This is a genomic window from Phytobacter diazotrophicus (assembly GCF_052061655.1).
Taxonomy (GTDB): domain Bacteria; phylum Pseudomonadota; class Gammaproteobacteria; order Enterobacterales; family Enterobacteriaceae; genus Phytobacter; species Phytobacter diazotrophicus.
This window is the reverse complement of record NZ_CM125428.1, coordinates 113653-135266: the sequence shown is the minus strand read 5'-3', so window position 1 is coordinate 135266 and position 21614 is coordinate 113653. Positions and strand designations below refer to the sequence as shown.

Sequence of the window (21614 nt, the reverse complement as noted above, 5' to 3'; positions counted from 1 at the left end):
GAAATCCTCACCTCCTGCGGCGGTATTCTTTGATCTTCTGCGGCTATTTTATCGATTCAGCTGTAGTAAAATTACGCAAATTTTTCGTCTTTGAGCATGAGGTTGTCGCAATGTCGGTTTCTAAAAAACCTATGGTACTGGTGATCCTGGATGGCTATGGCTACCGTGAAGAGCAACAGGATAACGCAATTTACAGCGCAAAAACTCCCGTTATGGACGCATTGTGGGCCAAACGTCCACATACTCTGATTGACGCTTCTGGTCTGGAAGTCGGCCTGCCGGATCGCCAGATGGGTAACTCCGAAGTGGGTCACGTCAACCTGGGTGCTGGCCGCATCGTGTATCAGGATTTGACCCGTCTGGATGTTGAAATCAAAGAGCGTACCTTCTTCACCAACCCGGTACTGGCGGGCGCGGTGGATAAAGCCGTTGCTGCGGGCAAAGCCGTTCATATCATGGGTTTGCTGTCTGCCGGTGGCGTTCACAGCCATGAAGATCACATCCTGGCCATGGTAGAGCTGGCCGCTGAGCGCGGTGCGGAAAAAATCTACCTGCACGCATTCCTGGATGGTCGCGATACGCCGCCGCGTAGCGCCGACTCCTCACTGAAACGTTTTGAAGACAAGTTTGCCGCCCTGGGCAAAGGCCGGGTGGCATCTATCATTGGTCGTTACTACGCCATGGACCGCGACAACCGCTGGGACCGCGTTGAACAAGCCTATGACCTGATGACGCTGGCAAAAGGTGAATTCCAGTTCGCGACCGCGGTTGAAGGCCTGGCTGCTGCCTATGCGCGTGACGAAAACGACGAATTCGTGAAAGCCACCGTGATCCGCGCCGAAGGCCAGCCCGATGCGGCAATGGAAGACGGCGACGCGCTGATTTTCATGAACTTCCGTGCAGACCGCGCGCGTGAAATCACCCGTGCATTTGTTAACAGCGATTTCGACGGTTTCGCCCGTAAGAAAGTAGTGAACCTCGATTTTGTCATGCTGACCGAATATGCCGCAGACATCAAAACCGCCGTTGCATACCCGCCAGCCTCCCTGGCGAACACCTTCGGCGAATGGATGGCGAAGAAAGACAAAACGCAGTTGCGTATCTCTGAAACGGAAAAATATGCTCACGTTACGTTCTTCTTCAACGGCGGCGTTGAAGAGCCGTTCCCGGGCGAAGATCGTATTCTGATTAACTCTCCGAAAGTGGCGACCTACGATCTGCAGCCGGAAATGAGCTCCGCAGAGCTGACAGAAAAACTGGTTGGCGCTATCACCAGCGGTAAGTACGACACCATCATCTGTAACTACCCGAACGGCGACATGGTCGGTCATACCGGTGTGATGGAAGCGGCAATCAAGGCAGTAGAAGCGCTGGACCACTGTGTTGAGCAGGTAACCAAAGCGGTGGAATCCGTTGGCGGTCAGTTGCTGATCACCGCTGACCACGGTAACGCTGAGCAGATGCGTGACCCGGCAACCGGCCAGGCGCACACTGCCCATACCAACCTGCCAGTCCCGCTGATTTACGTTGGCGATAAAGCGCTGAAAGCGGTCGAAGGTGGCAAACTTTCCGATATCGCACCGACCATGCTGACCCTGATGGGCATGGAAATCCCGAAAGAGATGACTGGTAAGCCGCTGTTCATCGTGGAATAATCGCTCCCCATGAGGGGAAAGGCGATTTTTTCTGTCACATTGGCCGCAGTCAGGCCTTTGCTTTGCGCCAGCGCTTTTAGCGCTGGCGCATTGTTGTGCGCCTTTTCTGCCCACGCGGATGACCGCGACCAGTTAAAATCCATTCAGGCGGATATCGCCGCAAAAGAACGCGACGTACGCCAGCAGCAACAGCAGCGTTCCGGTCTGCTTGCGCAACTCAAAGAGCAAGAAGTCGCCATCTCCGCAGCCACACGTCAGTTGCGCGAAACGCAGAACACCCTCGCCCAGCTCAATAAGCAAATCGATGCCATGAACGCATCTATCGCCAAACTGGAAAAACAGAAGGCGACGCAAGAGCATAATCTGGCCGCCCAGTTGGATGCCGCGTTCCGCCAGGGTCAACATACTGGCGTTCAGTTGATTCTCAGCGGGGAAGAAACCCAACGCGGGCAACGTCTGCAGGCCTACTTCGGCTATCTCAACCAGGCCCGGCAGGAGACCATCGCGCAACTCAAGCAAACGCGCGAAGAGGTTGCCACGCAGAAAGCGGAGCTGGAAGAGAAGCAGAGTCAGCAGCAAACGCTGATGTACGAACAAAAAGCACAGCAGGCGAAGCTCGAACAAGCGCGCAACGAGCGTAAGAAAACGCTCGCCGGGTTGGAGTCATCTATTCAGGAAGGGCAGCAGCAGTTAGGCGAACTGCGGGCGAACGAATCCCGTTTGCGCGATCGTCTGGCCCGTGCCGAAGCCGCAGCCAAAGCCCGCGCCGAACGTGAAGCTCGCGAAGCGCAGGCCGTGCGTGAAAAACAGCAGGATGCATCCCGTAAAGGCACCACCTACAAACCGACCGAAGGCGAACGTTCACTGATGTCCCGTACAGGTGGGCTGGGCGCGCCATCCGGCCAGGCTTTCTGGCCTGTTCGCGGTCCGTTGCTACATCGTTATGGCGAACAACTGCAGGGTGAGCTACGTTGGAAAGGGATTGTTATCGGTGCGTCTGAGGGTAGCGAAGTCAAAGCCGTGGCCGACGGGCGGGTGATCCTCGCCGACTGGCTGCAGGGATATGGCCTGGTGGTCGTGGTTGAACACGGCAAAGGCGATATGAGTTTGTACGGCTACAACCAGAGCGCGCTGGTGAGCGTAGGCGCGCAAGTCCGCGCCGGTCAGCCGATAGCCCTTGTCGGGAGCAGTGGCGGTCAGGGTAGACCTTCACTTTATTTCGAAATTCGCCGCCAGGGTCAGGCGGTCAATCCACAGCCGTGGTTGGGAAGATAAGTTTTGCTTCAATTTCGTCGCGTTGTTGTTGTCGCTGCCAGCATGCTGGCTTTTTCTGTGCCAGCGTTTGCCGGCAAACTCGCCATTGTTATTGATGATTTCGGTTATCGTCCACAGACCGAAAATCAGGTTATTGCCATGCCTGCGGCGGTCACCGTCGCCGTGCTGCCAAACGCGCCGCACGCAAGAGAGATGGCCACCAAAGCCCATAACGCCGGGCATGAGGTGCTGATCCATCTGCCCATGGCACCGCTCAGCAAACAGCCACTGGAAAAAGATACCCTGCGCCCGGATATGAGCAGCGCGGAGATTGAGCGCATCATCAGCGATGCGGTCAGCAAAGTGCCGTATGCCACCGGGTTAAACAACCATATGGGCAGTGCCATGACATCCAGCCTGTTTGGCATGCAAAAGGTAATGCAGGTTCTGGGGCATTACGATCTCTACTTTCTGGACAGCATGACCATCGGCAACAGCCAGGCGATGCGCGCCGCAAGCGGTACGGGCGTGAAGGTCATCAAACGTAAAGTGTTTCTTGATGACACGCAAAACGAGAGCGATATTCGCTATCAGTTTAATCGTGCCGTCGATCAGGCTCGTCGTAGCGGTTCTGCTATCGCTATCGGTCACCCGCACCCGACCACAGTACGTGTGCTGCAACAGATGCTTTACAACCTGCCTGCGGATATCACCCTGGTTCGCGCGGGAAGCCTGCTGAATGAACCGCAAACGGATACCTCAACACCGGGCCAGATGCCGCCACGCAATCAGCCACCGCGTAACCCGTTCCGGGGCGTGAAGTTATGCAAAGCGCCACATAAACCGCAGCCCGTTTATGCCAGCTATTTCTTTACGGTCGTGAAGGACAGCATCAGTGAGAGTACGCTGGTGAAATATGTCACGAATGAGTGGCAAGGCTGGGGTAAAAAACACCCCTAAACCGTACGGGTGTTTTTCTTTTCTTCTGCCACAACGTTTTTTTCATCGTTGTGGCCATTGTGGGCATACCAGGCTTTGAAATATTTAAGAAAGCTGTACAAGGTGGCATATAAACCTGTCACCGCGCCCACTTTGCCGTTACGCCATGCGCCGCTAAATAAATACCATTTAAAGAACGCACCGATGGCGCTAATAATTCCACGGCCAATGGATGGGCGGACTTTCTGATATTTCACCAGTCGCGTGGTGTAACTATTAAGTTTGCTGAATACTTCATGCAGCGAATAAAACGTATCGTGACGCACATGTCCCGGTATTTTTGTCGATGCCGAATAACCTTCCACCTGATCATCAACTGCACGATTGTTAAAACGCGCCGTGCGGCGGTTATATAAACGCACGGGGAAATCAGGCGATGATACAGGATATATCGTGCGGGTTTGTTCAGCCAGCACATACCAGTAACGCGGCAAACGCCATGCCTGGTCAGCACCTGGCTCATCACCTGCTTTTAGCTGCAAAATAAAGTTTACCGTCTGCTCATCGAGGATTTCATCGCTATCCATACAGAGCACCCAGTCATGCGCAGCCAGGCTGGTTGCGTGATTCATCTGCGCGCCATGCATCGCATAGGGATGATAATGAACATGAAGATCATATTCCCGACAAATATCCAGCGTCTCGTCTGTACTGCCGGAATCCAGAACCACAAAATCATCCGCGATTTTAAGCAGTGGCGGGAGAACGTCCCGTAATAAGCGAGCGGAATTGCAGGTTAACAGACACACCGAAAGTTTGAACATAATTAGCCGCACTGAAAAGGTTAAACGGATCGTCAACGAACTCTACTTTCTAATGTAGAACACTGTTACGGAAATTGTGCCTTTAGTGCGACTTAAGGTTGAAAACAGGAAAAGGATAAGAGAAAGACGCCCGCAGGCGTCTTTATTTTTAGTTCCAGCTAAGGATTACCTTACCTGACTGACCAGAACGCATAGCATCAAAACCTTTCTGGAAGTCATCAATGCCGAAACGGTGGGTGATAATAGGCGACAAATCCAGTCCGGACTGGATTAATGCCGCCATTTTGTACCAGGTTTCAAACATTTCACGGCCATAGATACCTTTAATAAAGAGACCCTTGAAGATCACTTTATTCCAGTCGATAGCCATATCAGACGGCGGAATGCCCAGCATCGCAATACGACCGCCGTGGTTCATGGTATCAAGCATGGTACGGAAGGCTGGCGGCGCGCCGGACATTTCCAGACCGACATCAAAACCTTCGGTCATTCCCAGCTCTGCCATCACATCGGAGAGGTTCTCTTTCGCTACGTTGACCGCACGGGTAACACCCATTTTACGCGCCAGATCCAGACGGTATTCATTCACGTCAGTGATAACCACATGGCGCGCGCCAACGTGTTTTGCCACCGCCGCCGCCATAATCCCAATTGGGCCAGCGCCGGAAACCAGCACATCTTCCCCAACGAGGTCGAAGGAGAGCGCGGTGTGAACCGCGTTGCCGAACGGATCGAAAATAGAGGCCAGGTCGTCGGAAATGTTGTCCGGGATTTTGAAAGCGTTAAAGGCAGGAATAACCAGGTATTCTGCAAAACAACCGGGACGGTTGACGCCAACACCCACGGTGTTACGGCATAAGTGCGTGCGTCCAGCGCGGCAGTTACGGCAATGGCCGCAGGTAATGTGGCCTTCACCGGAAACGCGGTCGCCGATGTTAAAGCCTTTCACTTCCTGGCCGATGCCAACCACTTCACCCACGTACTCGTGCCCAACCACCATCGGTACCGGGATCGTTTTTTGCGACCATTCGTCCCAGTTATAGATATGCACATCGGTACCGCAAATAGCCGTCTTGCGAATTTTAATCAGCAGGTCGTTATGTCCGACTTCCGGGGCCGGAACATCGTTCATCCAGATGCCTTCTTCCGCTTTCAGCTTAGATAGCGCTTTCATCTTACGTCCTCAGGCGATGACGCCCAGTTGTTTACCGATGCGGGTAAAGGCTGCCACCGCACGTTCGATTTGCTCAGGGGTATGAGCAGCAGACATTTGGGTACGAATACGCGCCTGGCCTTTTGGCACAACCGGGAAGAAGAAGCCCGTCACGTAAATCCCCTCTTTTTGCAGCTCGCGGGCAAAGTTCTGCGCCACTACCGCATCACCGAGCATTACCGGAATGATGGCGTGATCGGCGCCCGCCAGGGTAAAGCCTGCGGCACTCATCTTTTCACGGAACAGACGCGCGTTAGACCACAGACGGTCACGCAGCTCGCTCCCCGCTTCCACCATCTCCAGCACCTTAATGGAGGCAGCGACAATCGCCGGGGCCAGCGAGTTGGAGAACAGATACGGGCGTGAGCGCTGACGCAGCCACTCAACGACCTCTTTACGCGCTGCGGTATAACCGCCAGACGCGCCGCCGAGCGCTTTACCCAGCGTACCGGTGATGATGTCCACACGGCCCATGACGTCGCAGTACTCGTGCGAGCCACGGCCGTTATCGCCGACAAACCCCACCGCGTGGGAGTCATCAACCATTACCAGCGCATCGTACTTATCTGCCAGGTCGCAGACGCCTTTCAGGTTGGCAATCACGCCGTCCATCGAGAAGACGCCGTCGGTGGCAATCAGCACATGGCGGGCACCGGCTTCGCGAGCCTCTTTCAGACGCGCTTCCAGCTCCTGCATATCGTTGTTGGCGTAGCGGAAACGCTTCGCTTTACACAGACGCACGCCGTCAATGATCGAGGCATGGTTCAGGGCATCAGAGATAATGGCGTCTTCTGCGCCTAGCAGGGTTTCGAACAGACCGCCGTTGGCATCAAAGCAGGAGGAATAGAGGATCGCATCTTCCATACCGAGGAATTCAGCGAGTTTCTTTTCAAGCTCTTTGTGGCTGTCCTGCGTACCGCAAATAAAACGTACAGAGGCCATGCCGAAGCCGTGGCTGTCCATCCCCGCTTTCGCGGCGGCAATCAATTCAGGATGGTTGGCCAGACCGAGGTAGTTGTTGGCGCAGAAGTTAATGACGTGGCTTCCATTCGCCACGGTGATATCAGCTTGCTGGGCCGACGTGATAATGCGTTCTTCTTTAAACAACCCTTCCGCACGTGCGGTCTCCAGGTCGCTCGTTAACTGCTTGTAAAAATCCCCACGCATCGCAATTCTCCAGACTGGGCAAATTTCGGCACATATTACCCAAAGCTATACGTTGATACGAGATGACGCATCACCTGTTGCGCATTTTGTAGCATAAATCACGTGTAAGATTATGGCCTGTCCGTGAATGGCTGTCGGGCTGGCAATGAGATGGTATGATAAGAATCATTAGTGTCTGAGATAGTCTCGGAGCTCCACAATTCAAAGGTCATAGTTATGATTATCGTTACCGGCGGCGCGGGTTTTATCGGCAGCAATATCGTTAAAGCCCTGAATGATAAAGGCATCACCGACATTCTGGTGGTGGACAATCTGAAAGACGGCACCAAGTTTGTGAACCTGGTGGATCTGGATATTGCCGACTACATGGACAAAGAAGACTTCCTTATCCAGATTATGGCGGGTGAAGAATTCGGCGATATCGAGGCTATTTTCCACGAAGGTGCCTGCTCCTCTACCACTGAGTGGGACGGTAAGTACATGATGGATAATAACTATCAGTACTCTAAAGAGGTCCTGCACTACTGTCTGGAACGTGAAATTCCGTTCCTGTATGCCTCTTCTGCGGCGACCTACGGCGGGCGCACCAGCGACTTTATCGAATCACGTGAATATGAAAAACCGCTGAATGTCTACGGTTACTCTAAATTCCTGTTCGATGAGTATGTGCGCCAGATCCTGCCGGAAGCCAACTCTCCGGTTGTCGGTTTCCGCTATTTCAACGTTTACGGGCCGCGCGAAGGACACAAAGGCAGCATGGCGAGCGTAGCGTTCCACCTCAACACCCAGTTGAATAATGGCGAAAGCCCGAAACTGTTTGAAGGCAGCGACAGCTTCAAACGCGACTTCGTCTATGTAGGCGACGTGGCTGCCGTCAACCTGTGGTTCTGGGAAAATGGCGTATCCGGTATTTTCAACCTCGGGACCGGCCGTGCGGAATCTTTCCAGGCCGTTGCCGATGCCACGCTGGCGTTCCACAAAAAAGGCAGCATCGAATACATTCCGTTCCCGGATAAACTGAAAGGCCGCTATCAGGCATTCACCCAGGCTGACTTAACCAACCTGCGTGCCGCGGGCTATGACAAGCCATTCAAAACCGTTGCCGAAGGCGTAACGGAATATATGGCCTGGCTGAACCGCGATAACGGCACCCATTCATAAAATCATTAAAGCGGTATCAAGGCGGCAACGGAGTGAGTCCCCAGGAGCATAGAATAACGATGTGACTGGGGTGAACTAAGGCAGCCAACGCAGAGACAGCTTGAAGGATGAAGTGAATGAAAATATTGGTGATCGGCCCGTCCTGGGTGGGCGACATGATGATGTCGCAAAGTCTCTATCGCACGCTCAAAGCGCGCTACCCCCAGGCGATAATCGACGTGATGGCTCCCGCGTGGTGCCGTCCGCTGTTATCGCGGATGCCGGAAGTCAACGAGGCGATTCCGATGCCGCTGGGCCACGGCGCGCTGGAACTTGGCGAACGCCGTAAGCTGGGTCACAGCCTGCGGGAAAAACGCTATGACCGGGCATACGTCCTGCCAAACTCCTTTAAATCGGCGCTGGTGCCGTTCTTTGCCAACGTGCCTCACCGTACCGGCTGGCGCGGCGAAATGCGCTACGGCTTACTGAACGATGTGCGCGTTTTGGACAAGCAGGCCTGGCCGCTAATGGTCGAACGCTATGTTGCATTGGCCTACGATAAAGGCGTAATGGCATCGGCGAAAGATTTGCCGCAACCGCTGTTGTGGCCGCAGTTACAGGTGACTGAGAGCGAAAAAGGCCAGACCTGTGCTGCCTTTAGCCTCTCAGCAGAACGTCCGCTTATCGGTTTTTGCCCCGGCGCTGAGTTTGGTCCGGCCAAGCGCTGGCCACACTATCACTATGCGGAACTGGCAAAACAGCTGATTGATGAAGGCTTCCAAATTGTGCTGTTTGGTTCGGCGAAAGATCATGAAGCAGGCAATCAAATTCTCGCGACGCTAAGCGTTGAACAGCAGGCCTGGTGCCGTAATCTGGCCGGAGAAACCCAACTGGAACAGGCGGTCATTCTGCTCGCGTCCTGTAAAGCGGTCGTCAGCAATGACTCTGGCCTGATGCATGTTGCCGCAGCACTCAATCGCCCGCTGGTCGCACTTTATGGGCCAAGCAGCCCGGATTTCACGCCACCGCTGTCGCACAAAGCGCGGGTGATTCGCCTGATTACCGGCTACCACAAAGTACGCAAAGGCGATGCCGCCGAAGGCTATCATCAGAGCCTGATCGACATTACCCCGCAGCAGGTATTGAGCGAACTAAACACGCTGTTGCTGAATGAAGAAGGATAACGCATGCGGGTTCTTATCGTTAAAACCTCTTCAATGGGTGATGTACTGCATACCCTGCCCGCGTTAACTGATGCGGTGCGGGCCATTCCCGGTATTCGCTTTGACTGGGTGGTAGAAGAAAACTTTGCGCAAATCCCGTCGTGGCATGATGCGGTCGACAGGGTTATTCCCGTGGCGATTCGCCGCTGGCGTAAAGCGTGGTTTTCTGCGCCTGTAAAAGCAGAGCGTCGCGCATTTCGTCACGCCGTGCAGGCCGAATATTACGACGTTATCATCGATGTTCAAGGGCTGGTAAAAAGCGCCGCGCTGGTGACACGCCTGGCCCACGGCATCAAACATGGGATGGACTGGCAAACCGCGCGTGAACCGCTGGCGAGCCTGTTCTATAACCGCCGTCACCACATTGCAAAGCAGCAGCATGCGGTGGAACGTACCCGTGAACTGTTCGCGAAAAGCCTGGGCTACGACAAACCGCAAATTCAGGGTGATTACGCCATTGCCCGTCATTTTCCCAATAGCAGCGGCCTGAAAGCGCCGTATGCTGTCTTTTTACATGCCACAACGCGTGATGATAAGCACTGGCCTGAGAGCCACTGGCGCGAGCTGATTGGCCTGCTGGCTAACAGCGGTCTGCGTATTAAGCTCCCCTGGGGCGCGCCGCATGAAGAGGCACGGGCAAAACGCCTTGCCGAGGGCTATGATTTCGTTGATGTCCTGCCACGCATGAGCCTGGAGAATGTCGCTCAGGTGCTGGCCGGGGCAAAGTTTGTGGTTTCCGTAGATACCGGTCTGAGTCATTTAACGGCGGCATTGGATCGCCCGAATTTGACGCTCTACGGGCCAACAGATCCAGGGTTGATCGGCGGTTACGGTAAAAACCAGCGCGAGATGACTAGCGCAACACGAAGTATGGACACAATCACGGCAGATCGTATTTTTGAAATTCTAAAAAACGATCACTATATCGACTCCCTTTAGAAAAATACGCATGCTTATTCCTCTTTTATCACCACCTGCATCTGTGCATAAGATTGTCGTGGTCTGCTGGCCCGGTATCACATCAGACATCACAGTAAATCCTGCACCTAAGGAATATTGCTCAAATCCAGGAATACATAATGAAACCGCATAAGCAGAAAAAATTTGCGACCCTACGCGCATGGAACCGGAAACGTAACTATTTCATGAAAGCATTGCGCATGCGAATGGCAAAATGGATATGGGATGAACCGGTCAGAAGATCCTTTGATTTGCGGGCGATCAGTAAAGTACTGCTTCTGCGCAACGACGGTAAGATTGGCGATATGATTGTCTCAACATCGCTGATCAGAGAACTTAAGACCAACGGCTATACGGTTGATATTCTGGCAACGCGCAGTAATGTTGTGGTTATTGAGCACAATCCGCACATCCGAAAAATACACTTCGATGATAACCCAAACATCACGACTGAACTGGCGGCTGAGGATTACGATCTGGTGATCGATATGGGTGATAAGATATCGCCCGCCAGTTTCCATTTTTTAAAGAAAATTAAAGCGAAAAACGTTCTCGGTTTTAATAAAGAGCAATATAACCTCTACAATAAAACCATCGCCTTTCTGGGTTATCAGGAACATATCACTCATCGCTACGCCTTGCTCATGAATGAGCTAAATTTTAGCCATTCCAGTACAGATTACGAACTGTTCTATCCGGACGCTATCAATACCGAAACAGCGGCTTTCCTACAAACCTTGCCTAATGCAAAAAATATTATCATTAACCCTTTTGCTGCCGATGCTAAAAGAGAAATGTCTGTCACACAGGTGCGGCAACTCTTTTCTGAACTACGTCAAAAACACCCTGATTATAATATAGTCTATTTTGATCCCAATAAGCGATTTGATATCGAGTTACCCGATGGTGTTTACAAAAATCCACACCCGACTTTATACAGCGCAATGGCTTTGATTGCCCATGCTGATCTGATCATATCGCCGGATACCGCTATCGTACATATTGCTGCGACGTATAATAAACCGCTTGTTGCATTATATGGTAACGAGATGCATGGTAAATATCATAACAATGATATTTGGGGGCCGGGATATGATGCAGCCGTTCAGATCATGACTAAGGACAAATATCACCCTATTTCAACCATTAAAGTCAGTGATATTGTCGATGCTGTTGAAAATATGCTTCATAAGCATACGATGAATAGTCATGCATAATAAAGGAGGGGGTATCCCCCCCTCACACTATCTTTGCTTGTTAAAAGAAAGAGCACACAAAGTTAGCGAAATCAGAAAAAGCATAGCCGTCTGAGCATTAATCAATACGGAATCCGCCAGACCGCAGACAAACATAACGGACAGTGGGAACGCCGCTGACGTAAATACTCTTTTGGTTATCGCAACTCGCAGATAGGAAAGATAAATCAGCGCAAAAAATAGCAACCCCAAAACACCCTGCAAGGTTAATATTTCAAGGAATTCATTGTGCATATTGTATCTGACATTGGTATATCCTTCCAGATTACCTGGATGGTGTTCCTTAATATATGTCTGCGCAAATGTCGTCCTTTGATATGGCGTACTGAAAAGAAAATGATGGCTGGCAAAGTGAATGCCACTATCCCAAATTGCTACCCTTGCCCCCAACGATGTTGAGCTATTTGTTTGATAATCTTCAATGTTTTTTATCCCTTCGGCCCAGCGCTGGCTTGTAATACCAATAATGAAGAGAGCTAAAACAAAGCTAGCAATGATAATTGTCCGACCCTTTACATACCTTTTTAAATCGCCATTCATTAAGAGATACAGTACTGTCACGACAATAAATGCCAGAACGGAAATCCGGGTTTCACAAAGTATTAATAACGCGAAAGTGATCGTGGCAAAAAACAGGTCAAAGAGATGCTCTAAGGCTTGTGATGTTTGCCTCGATAGCGCCAGATATGAAGCATAAGCCATCAGAATCATATACGATGAACTGCTTGCTGCATCCGCCGTTAGTTTTATCCGCTCATGAGTCACATAAAAATATTCATAGCAGCCAACACCAGCAGTTATAACAATAGCCACAAAAAGAATGACTTTACAAATTGTAATGGTTTTTGCTGTAATGAACTTAGATAAAACCAATGCAGCACCGATCATAAACGCTGACAAAATAAAGCGTTTACCACTGAGATCATAATTCCTTAGATTATTAAAGTCATACTCACTAAAATTTGTGGTGTCTGACTTAGAATAAACAAACCAGCAATATCGAATGACGCCTGTTATTAGCAAGGCCAAAATCAAGGGAAATACTGGCGTAATGACTGCAAACAGTTCACGGCGTTTAAAATACGCATAGCAAACAATGAAAAAAGAGACATAACCTAACGTATAAAATATTTTTTGAGAAAACCCAATAGTAAAAAGGGTAGTAGATAATGACAGTACCAGCATGATAAAAAACAGATTAGCACTTAATTCTGGATAATTCTTTCTTATTGATACATTCTTCATAATGTACCTTTCTTACATTGCTGCAATATATTTTTGAAATTAATCATATAGGCATCTTCATAAAAATCATGGATACTGTTTTTCACAAGCTCCTGATCCGGCAGTTTTTTACAAAAATCAGGCGCATCAAGGATACTCACTAACTCATCGACATTATACGTCTCATAGAGTTGCCCATTGATGCCTTCTTTAATGATATCCGAAGGACCACTGACACAATCAGAAGATACACAATAAATACCACGAGCGATGGCCTCTAACAGAACCAGTGGCAATCCTTCCATCGAGGAAGTCAGCACCAGGCAGGTAACCTCTTTAATATTTTTCTCGATGTAATCCCAACTGTTATCCTGCCAGCCATGCCAGGTAATGTGCTGCGCAATTCCCAGGCTGTCGGCATAGGCCAGGCATCGAGCATAATCCTCACCGTCCCCCAGAATATCAAGAGACCAGGTGGTTGTTAATTTGCTCGCAGCATCAAGCAGGTCTTTAAGATTCTTTTGCCCGGTGAAATGGATGCGGCCGAGGTATAACATCTTCAAACTCTCGGGCCGCTTAATCACAGTCGCCACCTTTCTGACGGGGTTAAATACCACGTCGATAGACTCTGGCGCCGCCCCTAATGCGACCAGTTGATTTGCAATGTCTCTACTGATAGCGAAATGGTGGTCAGCGCGCATCAGGTAACGAGGCCGATATCTGCCATTGGGCGGCAAATGCATCCAGGTGGATAAAACTGTCTTTACACGAGAAAGCGTAATTGCGCGCCTGGCAATGAGACATGGAATGGTGTTCATCGCAATGACATGATCTGGTTTATGTTTCGCAATAAATAACGCCAGCATGACAGCATGCATCAAGCGTGTAATTTTTGGGTTACGAGTAATCCTTTTGCTTTGTCCCCAAACGATACCTTCACGCCAGGAGGAAGCGGAAAATTCGCAATCGCTATCAAGAAGAAAAAGACCTGCCGAATACTCAGGATCGCCATTTAATTGCAATATGACCTGCCGAGTAACATTTTCCATACCTCCTCTTCCTGCCAGCATTTCAGCGATAAAGAGGATTTTTTTCTTTTCGATCATGAGTATTCTTCTGAGTAATTACTATCATCATAAACATGGTGACTTAACGTAAATCAGTCAAATCCCATGAGTGTCCCACAACACGGCAGTGGGGCGTAAGTCTTATATTTTTGTTATTTTCTGCTGATAATAGTCCGCCAGAGTCATTCCCTGAACGCGCGGCCGCAGCCATGTAAAGAAGGACTCAAGGTCATCGTACAGACGCTCGATATCCTGTTCATTCTTAAACGTCGGGCTCCCGCCTGGCATATATTCAGACGAGTGCAGCATGTACTCAACGTAGTCGTTGCCCTGCGCCAGCGTCTGTTCCACAACACGCTGCATCGTCTCAACATTGCCGCCCATCGGGCGTAGCCAATGGACAGAAGGCGAACGCAATTTACCGCGCAGTTTGTCGTAGCCCTGTTTGATACTGTTCATCAGCGCCGAGTGCTTGAACTGAATGCTCATTGGCACCTCAAGCAGCGGCGAATTGCCGGGCTTACTGATGTCGTTTTCATCAAGAAAATAGGCCTGCAGCGGGAACTGGCGATAATCTGTGCCCCCGGTTCCCTGGGGTGCCCCTTTCGCGGTTTTCCAGTTCACTTTTGGTGTGACGGAACAGTCCACCTCGTAGCCATATTCGATCAGCAGACGCGCATAACGCTCATCAAAGGCCCAGCGACCGGCACGATGGCTGCGCATTTTGGTCTGGAAGGTGTCCTGCAGGAGTTTGGTCATAAAATCGACCTTTTCCCGCATCAGTGCGTCGGAATATTCAATGAGGTAGGGTTTGTAGCGCCAGTCGTTATCGGTCAGCGGCGTCTCTGGCGGGCTATTCCAGGCATGTAAATGCATGCCGATTTCTGCCGTCCCCCGGGCAATCACATCCTGGCCAAACTCAATAAAAAACGGGTCGATGGCCATTTCGTAGTTAGTCAGATAGACCGGTTTAAAACCGTACTTTTCACACACAGCCTGAAAACGCGGCAAATATTTCGCATTTTCCGTGGTGATACTGTCATTTTTTTGCCAGAGGTTGTCACCCTCTGTATCGATCGTGATAAGAAATGCCGGTTTCTGCACGTCTTTGTCCTCAGGCTTAGTTATCCGGTCATGGTAGAGCAATACAACGCTTCTCTCAATGCATCTGATAACCTAGAATCAGAGGCTTGTGATCGGATTAAGAAGACCGTATGACGCCCGAAACCCGCCCTTTCGACAGCAAAATGCCTGCGCGCATTTTAGTGATAAAGCTACGCCATCATGGCGATATGCTGCTGATTACACCCGTGATTCAGACACTTCGCCAGCGCTATCCTGACGCGAAAATCGACGTTTTGCTGTATGAAGAGACACGGGATATGCTCGCCGCCAACACCGATATCCATCACATTTACGGCATTGACCGAAAATGGAAAAAACAGGGGCAGCGGCACCTGATCGCGATGGAATGGGGGCTTCTGCGCACTTTACGCAAGCAACACTACGACCTGGTACTGAACCTGGCCGATCAATGGCGCAGCGCTATCGTCACCCGCTTTACCGGCGCCCCACAGCGCATCGGCTTTGATTTCCCGAAACGCCGTCACCCCATTTGGCGTTTTTGCCATACCGTTCTGGCTTCTACGCAGGCACATAACAGCCTGCATACGGTCCAGCAAAATCTCTCCATTCTGGCGCCGCTGGGCATAGAGGTACAAAATGCCCCGGCCAAAATGGGCTATAGCGAGGCGGACTGGCAGACCTGCAAGGCATTGTTACCAGAAAGGTTAACCGGGGGCTATATCGTCGTGCAACCCACCTCACGCTGGTTCTTTAAATGCTGGCGAGAGGATCGGATGAGCGCGGTGATTAACGCGCTCTCGGCTGACGGATACACCGTTGTGCTCACCTCTGGCCCGGACGCCAAAGAAAAACAGATGGTCGATACCATTATCGCAGGCTGCCCGGATGCGCGCCTGGTCTCGCTGGCCGGTAAACTGACGCTGCGCCAGCTCGGTGCGCTGATTGACCACGCCCGCCTGTTTATTGGCGTCGATTCCGTACCGATGCACATGGCCGCCGCGCTGAATACGCCGCTGGTTGCCTTGTTTGGCCCCTCTAAACTGACCTTCTGGCGTCCCTGGCAGGCTCAGGGCGAAGTCATTTGGGCTGGCGATTACGGTCCGCTTCCCGATCCGGATGCGATTGATACCCGCACTGATGAACGCTACCTGGATTTAATTCCTGAGGAAGAGGTTATCGCCGCGGCAAGAAGGGTTTTAGCATGAGTAAATTTCGCCTGGCGCTGGTCAGACAGAAATACCGCCCTGATGGCGGCGCGGAACGTTTTGTCTCCCGCGCGCTGGAAGCGCTCGATAGTAGCAATCTCGAACTGAATGTCATCACCCGCGAGTGGCAGGGGCCGGTAAAACCGGATTGGCATATTCATATCTGTAACCCCAGAAAATGGGGACGCATCAGCCGCGAACGCGGGTTCGCCAACGCCGCAAGAGCACTCTGGGAAAACAAACAGTTCGACCTTGTGCAAAGCCATGAGCGCATCCCAGGCTGCGACCTGTATCGCGCCGGGGATGGCGTGCACCGCCGCTGGCTGGAGCAACGCGCGCGTATTCTCCCCGGCTGGAAACAAGCCTTGCTGTTCGCTGACCGCTATCACCGCTATGTGATGAATGCCGAACGCGAGATGTACCAGCATGACCATCTGCGCGGCGTCATTTGCAACGCTGAGATGATAAAGCAGGAGATCATTGCGGATTTCGGCCTGCCGGCAGATAAAATCCACGTCATTTACAACGCCATCGATAATCAGCGTTTCATACCGCCGGATGAAGAGACGTTTGCAGCCCTGCGACAAGCGCGCGGGATCCCGCTACAGGCAACCTGCCTGGTCTATGTCGGCTCGGGCTTTGAACGTAAGGGACTGGATGCGGCCATTCGCGCTATTGCCCCCACGGATCGCCACCTATTCGTCGTTGGCAAAGATAAAGACCAGCGTCGCTACGAATCTCTGGCGGCATCGCTCAATTGCGCCAGTCGGGTGCATTTCTTTGGCATGCAAACAGAGACGCTACCGTTCTATCAAATGGCGGATGGTCTGCTGCTGCCAACCCTTTACGATCCGTTCCCCAATGTGATTCTGGAAGCAATGGCCTGCGGTTTACCGGTCATCACCACGACCGGCTGCGGCGGCCAGGAATTCATAGTGCAGGGGCAGAATGGCTACGTATGCGATGCGCTGGATATTCCCGCATTGCAGGACGCCGTTATGGCGCTCCCCGCACGCGCGTTAGGATCCAGCGAAGGCCAGCATGCCCGTGAACGTATTTTGTCCTGCACCGCCGGGCGTCTGTCGACGCAATTACTTGCCCTTTACCAGAAGCTGGTGAAATGACCATGCGCATACTGTTTATCATTGATGGATTACCGGGCGGCGGCGCCGAGAAAGTCGTTTTGACGCTCGCAGAGACTTTTTTACGCCAGGGCGATGAGGTATCACTCTTTTCACTGCGCGACGTCTGCGAATATCCTCTGCCTGAGGGGCTGGATTACCGGGTTATCGCCGATAAATGTCGTAAGCCCTGGCGTAAGCTGACGGAGATTTCACGTCGTGCGCGCCAGCTTGACGATGCGGTCGTTGATGCCGAACGGTCTGGTCGTTTCGACCTTGTGTTATCAAACCTGCATAAAACCGATCGTATTGTGTCGCGCAGTAAAACGCTGCGCTCGCACAACCTCTGGTTCTGTCTGCATGGCGTGTTTTCAACCTCTTATCTTGGTCATCGCACAGGCTTTGACCGCTGGCTGAAACAGCAGAAAATTAAACGCGTTTACCAGGGGCGTAATATCGTTAGCGTCTCCAGCGCCGTTGGGCAGGACCTGGTCGAACAATTCGCCATTCAGCCTGCACAACTGAAAACCATTTATAACCCTTTTGATATTGCCGCGATCCGCGCAAGCGCCGAGGCTCCCTTTGAGATGGCCGGGCAGGATTACATTATCCACGTCGGGCGCCTGCATCCCGGAAAACGTCAGGACCGCCTGATTGAAGCCTATGCGCTGAGTCACATCGACGCGCCGTTAGTGATGCTCGGCCAGGGCAAACCAGAGCAAGAAGAGCGTTTGCGCGCATTGGCTGAAAAACTGGGTGTGGCGGACCGCGTGCTGTTTAAAGGTTTTCAGAGCAACCCACATTCATGGATGAAGCAGGCACGCATGCTGGTACTCAGCTCCGATAGCGAAGGCCTGGGCAATGTCGTCATAGAAGCGCTGATTCTGGGCACACCTGTTGCCAGTACGCGTTGTCCGGGCGGCATACCGGAGATCCTGACGGGCCCGCTGGCGCAAGGTCTTGCAGACCTCAATAGCCCTGCGCTGGCTCAGGCGATGCAAAACATTTACACTAATCCGCCGATTATAGAGCAAGCTGCGCTGGAAAAATTCAGCGTGGAGACAGTCTGTCAGCAATATCGCCAGTTGGGCAAAGAGTAACTGGCCCCCTTACCGATACCGGATCTTTTATGAGTCAAAACCCTTTACTAAGCATCGTGGTCGCGGTGTATAACGGCGGAAAATTTCTCGCACAGTTTTTTGAATGCATTGAACAACAGCAGCTTGAAAGCTATGAACTGATCCTGGTAAACGATGGTTCGACCGATGACAGCCTGGCCGTTATCGATGCCTGGCGCGACAGAATGCAAAACGTTACGCTAATTCAGCAGGAAAACCAGGGCGTTTCCGTCGCGCGAAATTCCGGCCTTGCCATTGCGAAAGGTAAATACCTGACCTTTCCGGATATTGACGACAAGCTCTACCCTGGGATGTTCCGCACGCTGTTGGGTATGGCTGAAAAAGGCAATCTTGATGTTGCCACCTGTAATGGTCGCTATGTTTACGAAAAGAACCGTGAAAGCCACCCTATTTTCCCACCTGAGCGCTTATCTTCCACACCGGTATTGCCGGGCCACGTCTGGCTGAAAACCGCGCTCGACTCACGCAAATTTCTGCACGTCACCTGGCTGAATATCTATCGCCGGGAATTTATTACCCGGCACAATTTTCATTTCGAACCGGGGTTGCGTCATCAGGATATTCCCTGGACCACGGAAGTGCTACTGGCTGCAGAACGCGTGCAGTACACCAGTGAATCCTTTTATGACTACTACATTCATTCGGAATCGGTGTCGCACAAGCCGGACAATGACGATACGCTGATGCGCTCAGCGCGCCATTACATGAAAATTCTTGAGATGCTGGACGCCATCAATAAGCGTTACCCGGATAAGGCGCGTAACATCTCCGCCTGTCGCTGGCAAATCGCCAAAGAGGGACTTGGCATTATTCATACGTTCGATGAAATGAAAGATGAAGCGAAAAAACGTATTATAATCAGTGAGTTTTTCGATCGTGGAATCTGGCGGCTGATTTGGACCAATGCCAGCTCGTTGCGTTTACGCTGGCGTCTGGGGCGCCGTTATTTCCGGATTAAAAAATACCGCGATGTCGCATAGCGTGTGCCGCGTTCCTGCTATAGCCCTGGCGCAGTATCAATGCGCCAAAGAGATAGCTTTAAGCGGGCTAAATGCTTAGAATTTGCCCGCCGAAACTCAAAAAACGGATAATCGCTTGGAATTGTTGTATACCATCCTGCTCTACTTAATTCAGCCTCTGGTGTGGCTGCGGCTTCTGCTTCGCAGCCGCAAGGCCCCGGCTTACCGTAAACGCTGGGCTGAACGCTATGGTTTTTGCCGTAATAAAGTGAAGCCGGACGGTATTTTGCTGCATTCCGTCTCCGTTGGCGAAACGCTGGCGGCCATTCCGCTGGTACGTGCATTACGCCACCGCTATCCCATGCTGCCCATTACCGTCACCACCATGACACCGACGGGCTCAGAACGGGTGATGTCTGCCTTTGGCAAAGATGTTCATCATGTCTATCTCCCTTACGATCTGCCCGGCGCGATGGGCCGTTTTCTCGATACGGTTCGCCCAAAGCTGGTGATCGTGATGGAAACCGAACTGTGGCCCAATATGATTGCCGCGCTGAACCGTCGCAAAATTCCGCTGGTGATCGCCAATGCGCGCCTGTCGGACCGTTCGGCCAAAGGCTACGGCAAACTGGGGCGATTTATGCGTCGTCTGCTCAGCAGAATCACCTTGATTGCCGCGCAAACTCAGGAAGATGGCGATCGTTTTCTGCAGTTGGGCCTGAAACGGGGCCAGCTTGCCGTTACCGGCAGCCTGAAATTTGATATCTCCGTCACCCCGGAATTAGCCGCCAAAGCCATAACACTGCGGCGTCAGTGGGCGCCTCGCCGTAAAGTATGGATTGCTACCAGCACCCACGACGGCGAAGAGACGATTATCCTGCAGGCACATCGCAAGTTGCTGGAGACGTTCCCTGATTTACTGCTGATCCTGGTGCCGCGTCACCCGGAGCGCTTCCCCGACGCCCGCGAAATGGTGCGCAAAGGCGGCTTTAGTTTCATCATGAGAAGCTCGGGTGAAATTCCTTCCGGCAGTACTCAAGTCGTTATTGGCGATACCATGGGTGAACTGATGCTGCTTTACGGTATTGCTGATATGGCCTTTGTCGGCGGCAGCCTGGTCGAGCGCGGCGGTCATAACCCGCTGGAGCCGGCAGCACATGCCATTCCTGTGCTGATGGGGCCACACACCTTCAACTTCAAAGATATCTGCGCGCGCCTGCAAGCGGCTGATGGCCTGATTACCGTCACCGATGCCGACTCGCTGGTCAAAGAGGTCTCGACCTTGCTGACCGACGAAGATTACCGTCTGTGGTGTGGTCGCCACGCCGTTGAAGTTCTGCATCAGAACCAGGGCGCGCTGACGCGTCTGCTGCAACTCCTGCAACCGTATTTGCCTCAGCGGAGCCATTAATGTCTCAACGCCTGTCGGTGGTCATGATCGCCAAAAACGCGGCAGACCTGCTGCCAGATTGCTTAGCGTCAGTCGCATGGGCCGATGAAATTATCCTGCTCGATTCCGGCAGCCAGGATGCAACATCAGAGGTCGCGCGCGCGGCAGGGGTAAAGGTTTTCACTGATACCAACTGGCAGGGCTATGGTATTCAGCGCCAGAAGGCGCAACGCTTTGCCAGCGGTGACTATGTTTTGATGATTGACACCGATGAACGGGTCACACCGGAACTGGCGCAATCTATCCGCGCGGTGCTTGATGCCCCACAGCCAGATGCGGTTTACAGCATCGCCCGCCGTAACTTTTTCCTGGGACGTTTTATGCGTCACAGTGGCTGGTACCCTGACCGGGTGATGCGGCTCTACCCACGCGAGCGCTACCAGTACAACGCCAGTCTCGTACATGAGTCACTGGACACCCAGGGCGCAAAAGTTATCGAGCTGAAAGGCGACCTGCTGCATTTAACCTGCCGTGATTTCGCCAGCTTTCAGCGCAAACAGCTCAATTACGCCACAGCCTGGGCGCAAGAACGTCATCAGAAGGGCAAGAAGGCATCGCTGGCGGGTATTTTCACTCATACGCTGGGGGCGTTCCTGAAAACGCTGCTGCTGCGCGGTGGCGTGCTGGATGGCAAACAAGGCTGGCTGCTCGCGGTGGTCAATGCGCAGTATACTTTCAACAAATACACCGAACTGTGGGCGCTAAACCACGGTTACAGCGAGAAAGCCTAAG

The 21614-nt window shown here is 52.1% G+C and carries 19 protein-coding genes; 13 read left to right on the top strand and 6 right to left on the bottom strand.

What is annotated here, in order from left to right:
- The first annotated feature begins 110 nt into the window (after nt 1–110).
- Genes gpmM through ACS0RQ_RS00645 form a run of 3 tightly spaced genes read left to right on the top strand, consistent with a single transcriptional unit; the run spans nt 111 to nt 3869 of the window.
- Complete coding sequence (gene gpmM, locus ACS0RQ_RS00655; RefSeq protein ID WP_039080264.1) at nt 111–1655, top strand: 2,3-bisphosphoglycerate-independent phosphoglycerate mutase; 1545 nt, start codon at nt 111–113, stop codon at nt 1653–1655.
- 9 nt (nt 1656–1664) lie between these two features.
- Nucleotides 1665–2930, top strand: coding sequence for a murein hydrolase activator EnvC (gene envC / locus ACS0RQ_RS00650; RefSeq protein WP_271849227.1), 1266 nt, complete (start codon nt 1665–1667; stop codon nt 2928–2930).
- Between the two features lie 3 nt (nt 2931–2933).
- Nucleotides 2934–3869, top strand: a complete 936-nt coding sequence (locus ACS0RQ_RS00645) for a divergent polysaccharide deacetylase family protein (RefSeq protein ID WP_271849226.1) — start codon at nt 2934–2936, stop codon at nt 3867–3869.
- On the opposite strand, the gene ACS0RQ_RS00640 is transcribed toward ACS0RQ_RS00645, so the two are convergent.
- The 3 genes from ACS0RQ_RS00640 to kbl all read right to left on the bottom strand — a co-directional run bounded on the left by ACS0RQ_RS00640 (nt 3866) and on the right by kbl (nt 7052).
- Nucleotides 3866–4672 carry a glycosyltransferase family 2 protein gene (locus ACS0RQ_RS00640; protein WP_271849225.1) on the bottom strand — a complete coding sequence of 269 codons (807 nt, stop codon included), beginning with the start codon at nt 4670–4672 and terminating at the stop codon, nt 3866–3868. The genes ACS0RQ_RS00645 and ACS0RQ_RS00640 overlap by 4 nt on opposite strands.
- Before the next feature lie 148 nt (nt 4673–4820).
- Complete coding sequence (gene tdh, locus ACS0RQ_RS00635) at nt 4821–5846, bottom strand: L-threonine 3-dehydrogenase (protein WP_039080130.1); 1026 nt, start codon at nt 5844–5846, stop codon at nt 4821–4823.
- Nucleotides 5847–5855: 9 nt separating this feature from the next.
- Nucleotides 5856–7052: a glycine C-acetyltransferase gene (gene kbl, locus ACS0RQ_RS00630; protein WP_039080129.1), complete on the bottom strand. Its 1197-nt coding sequence runs from the start codon at nt 7050–7052 to the stop codon at nt 5856–5858.
- Nucleotides 7053–7268: 216 nt separating this feature from the next.
- Here kbl and rfaD point away from each other — a divergent pair, with 216 nt between their 5' ends.
- The 4 genes from rfaD (at nt 7269) to ACS0RQ_RS00610 (ending at nt 11592) form a co-directional block, all read left to right on the top strand.
- Nucleotides 7269–8213, top strand: a complete 945-nt coding sequence (gene rfaD, locus ACS0RQ_RS00625) for an ADP-glyceromanno-heptose 6-epimerase (protein ID WP_039080128.1) — start codon at nt 7269–7271, stop codon at nt 8211–8213.
- Nucleotides 8214–8329: 116 nt separating this feature from the next.
- Nucleotides 8330–9376 carry an ADP-heptose--LPS heptosyltransferase RfaF gene (rfaF, locus tag ACS0RQ_RS00620; protein WP_071195066.1) on the top strand — a complete coding sequence of 349 codons (1047 nt, stop codon included), beginning with the start codon at nt 8330–8332 and terminating at the stop codon, nt 9374–9376.
- A 3-nt stretch (nt 9377–9379) separates the two neighbouring features.
- Nucleotides 9380–10354, top strand: a complete 975-nt coding sequence (rfaC, locus tag ACS0RQ_RS00615) for a lipopolysaccharide heptosyltransferase RfaC (RefSeq protein ID WP_271849224.1) — start codon at nt 9380–9382, stop codon at nt 10352–10354.
- Between the two features lie 140 nt (nt 10355–10494).
- A complete protein-coding gene (locus tag ACS0RQ_RS00610; RefSeq protein ID WP_271849223.1) occupies nt 10495–11592 on the top strand; it encodes a glycosyltransferase family 9 protein in 1098 nt (365 codons plus the stop codon).
- A 27-nt stretch (nt 11593–11619) separates the two neighbouring features.
- Here ACS0RQ_RS00610 and ACS0RQ_RS00605 read toward each other — a convergent pair whose 3' ends face one another.
- From ACS0RQ_RS00605 to ACS0RQ_RS00595, 3 genes are all read right to left on the bottom strand, one after another.
- Nucleotides 11620–12876, bottom strand: a complete 1257-nt coding sequence (locus tag ACS0RQ_RS00605) for an O-antigen ligase family protein (protein ID WP_334632751.1) — start codon at nt 12874–12876, stop codon at nt 11620–11622.
- Nucleotides 12873–13961 (bottom strand): glycosyltransferase, encoded by a 1089-nt coding sequence (locus ACS0RQ_RS00600; RefSeq protein ID WP_271849221.1) that lies wholly within the window; start codon nt 13959–13961, stop codon nt 12873–12875. The genes ACS0RQ_RS00605 and ACS0RQ_RS00600 overlap by 4 nt, the downstream gene beginning before the upstream one ends.
- Before the next feature lie 102 nt (nt 13962–14063).
- Entirely contained in the window at nt 14064–15026 is a 963-nt protein-coding gene (locus ACS0RQ_RS00595) for a polysaccharide deacetylase family protein (RefSeq protein WP_271849220.1), read from the bottom strand.
- 110 nt (nt 15027–15136) lie between these two features.
- Here ACS0RQ_RS00595 and rfaQ point away from each other — a divergent pair, with 110 nt between their 5' ends.
- From rfaQ to ACS0RQ_RS00565, 6 genes are all read left to right on the top strand, one after another.
- Nucleotides 15137–16213, top strand: coding sequence for a putative lipopolysaccharide heptosyltransferase III (gene rfaQ / locus ACS0RQ_RS00590; protein ID WP_271849219.1), 1077 nt, complete (start codon nt 15137–15139; stop codon nt 16211–16213).
- The gene (locus ACS0RQ_RS00585; RefSeq protein ID WP_271849218.1) at nt 16210–17337 is read left to right on the top strand and encodes a glycosyltransferase family 4 protein; all 1128 of its coding nucleotides are present in this window, start codon (nt 16210–16212) and stop codon (nt 17335–17337) included. The genes rfaQ and ACS0RQ_RS00585 overlap by 4 nt, the downstream gene beginning before the upstream one ends.
- A gap of 2 nt (nt 17338–17339) precedes the next feature.
- Nucleotides 17340–18434 carry a glycosyltransferase gene (locus ACS0RQ_RS00580; RefSeq protein ID WP_271849261.1) on the top strand — a complete coding sequence of 365 codons (1095 nt, stop codon included), beginning with the start codon at nt 17340–17342 and terminating at the stop codon, nt 18432–18434.
- Between the two features lie 29 nt (nt 18435–18463).
- Nucleotides 18464–19453 (top strand): glycosyltransferase, encoded by a 990-nt coding sequence (locus ACS0RQ_RS00575; RefSeq protein WP_271849217.1) that lies wholly within the window; start codon nt 18464–18466, stop codon nt 19451–19453.
- Nucleotides 19454–19568: 115 nt separating this feature from the next.
- A complete protein-coding gene (gene waaA / locus ACS0RQ_RS00570; RefSeq protein ID WP_039080119.1) occupies nt 19569–20843 on the top strand; it encodes a lipid IV(A) 3-deoxy-D-manno-octulosonic acid transferase in 1275 nt (424 codons plus the stop codon).
- Nucleotides 20843–21613 (top strand): glycosyltransferase family 2 protein, encoded by a 771-nt coding sequence (locus tag ACS0RQ_RS00565; RefSeq protein WP_039080118.1) that lies wholly within the window; start codon nt 20843–20845, stop codon nt 21611–21613. The genes waaA and ACS0RQ_RS00565 overlap by 1 nt, the downstream gene beginning before the upstream one ends.
- The last annotated feature ends 1 nt before the right edge of the window (nt 21614 follow it).

Coding starts and splice junctions, on each gene's coding strand:
- gpmM (WP_039080264.1), top strand. CDS start 111: ATGTCGGTTTCTAAAAAACCTATGGTACTGGTGATCCTGGATGGCTAT.
- envC (WP_271849227.1), top strand. CDS start 1,665: ATGAGGGGAAAGGCGATTTTTTCTGTCACATTGGCCGCAGTCAGGCCT.
- ACS0RQ_RS00640 (WP_271849225.1), bottom strand. CDS start 4,672: ATGTTCAAACTTTCGGTGTGTCTGTTAACCTGCAATTCCGCTCGCTTA.
- tdh (WP_039080130.1), bottom strand. CDS start 5,846: ATGAAAGCGCTATCTAAGCTGAAAGCGGAAGAAGGCATCTGGATGAAC.
- kbl (WP_039080129.1), bottom strand. CDS start 7,052: ATGCGTGGGGATTTTTACAAGCAGTTAACGAGCGACCTGGAGACCGCA.
- rfaD (WP_039080128.1), top strand. CDS start 7,269: ATGATTATCGTTACCGGCGGCGCGGGTTTTATCGGCAGCAATATCGTT.
- rfaF (WP_071195066.1), top strand. CDS start 8,330: ATGAAAATATTGGTGATCGGCCCGTCCTGGGTGGGCGACATGATGATG.
- rfaC (WP_271849224.1), top strand. CDS start 9,380: ATGCGGGTTCTTATCGTTAAAACCTCTTCAATGGGTGATGTACTGCAT.
- ACS0RQ_RS00610 (WP_271849223.1), top strand. CDS start 10,495: ATGAAACCGCATAAGCAGAAAAAATTTGCGACCCTACGCGCATGGAAC.
- ACS0RQ_RS00605 (WP_334632751.1), bottom strand. CDS start 12,876: ATGAAGAATGTATCAATAAGAAAGAATTATCCAGAATTAAGTGCTAAT.
- ACS0RQ_RS00600 (WP_271849221.1), bottom strand. CDS start 13,961: ATGATCGAAAAGAAAAAAATCCTCTTTATCGCTGAAATGCTGGCAGGA.
- rfaQ (WP_271849219.1), top strand. CDS start 15,137: ATGACGCCCGAAACCCGCCCTTTCGACAGCAAAATGCCTGCGCGCATT.
- ACS0RQ_RS00585 (WP_271849218.1), top strand. CDS start 16,210: ATGAGTAAATTTCGCCTGGCGCTGGTCAGACAGAAATACCGCCCTGAT.
- ACS0RQ_RS00580 (WP_271849261.1), top strand. CDS start 17,340: ATGCGCATACTGTTTATCATTGATGGATTACCGGGCGGCGGCGCCGAG.
- ACS0RQ_RS00575 (WP_271849217.1), top strand. CDS start 18,464: ATGAGTCAAAACCCTTTACTAAGCATCGTGGTCGCGGTGTATAACGGC.
- ACS0RQ_RS00565 (WP_039080118.1), top strand. CDS start 20,843: ATGTCTCAACGCCTGTCGGTGGTCATGATCGCCAAAAACGCGGCAGAC.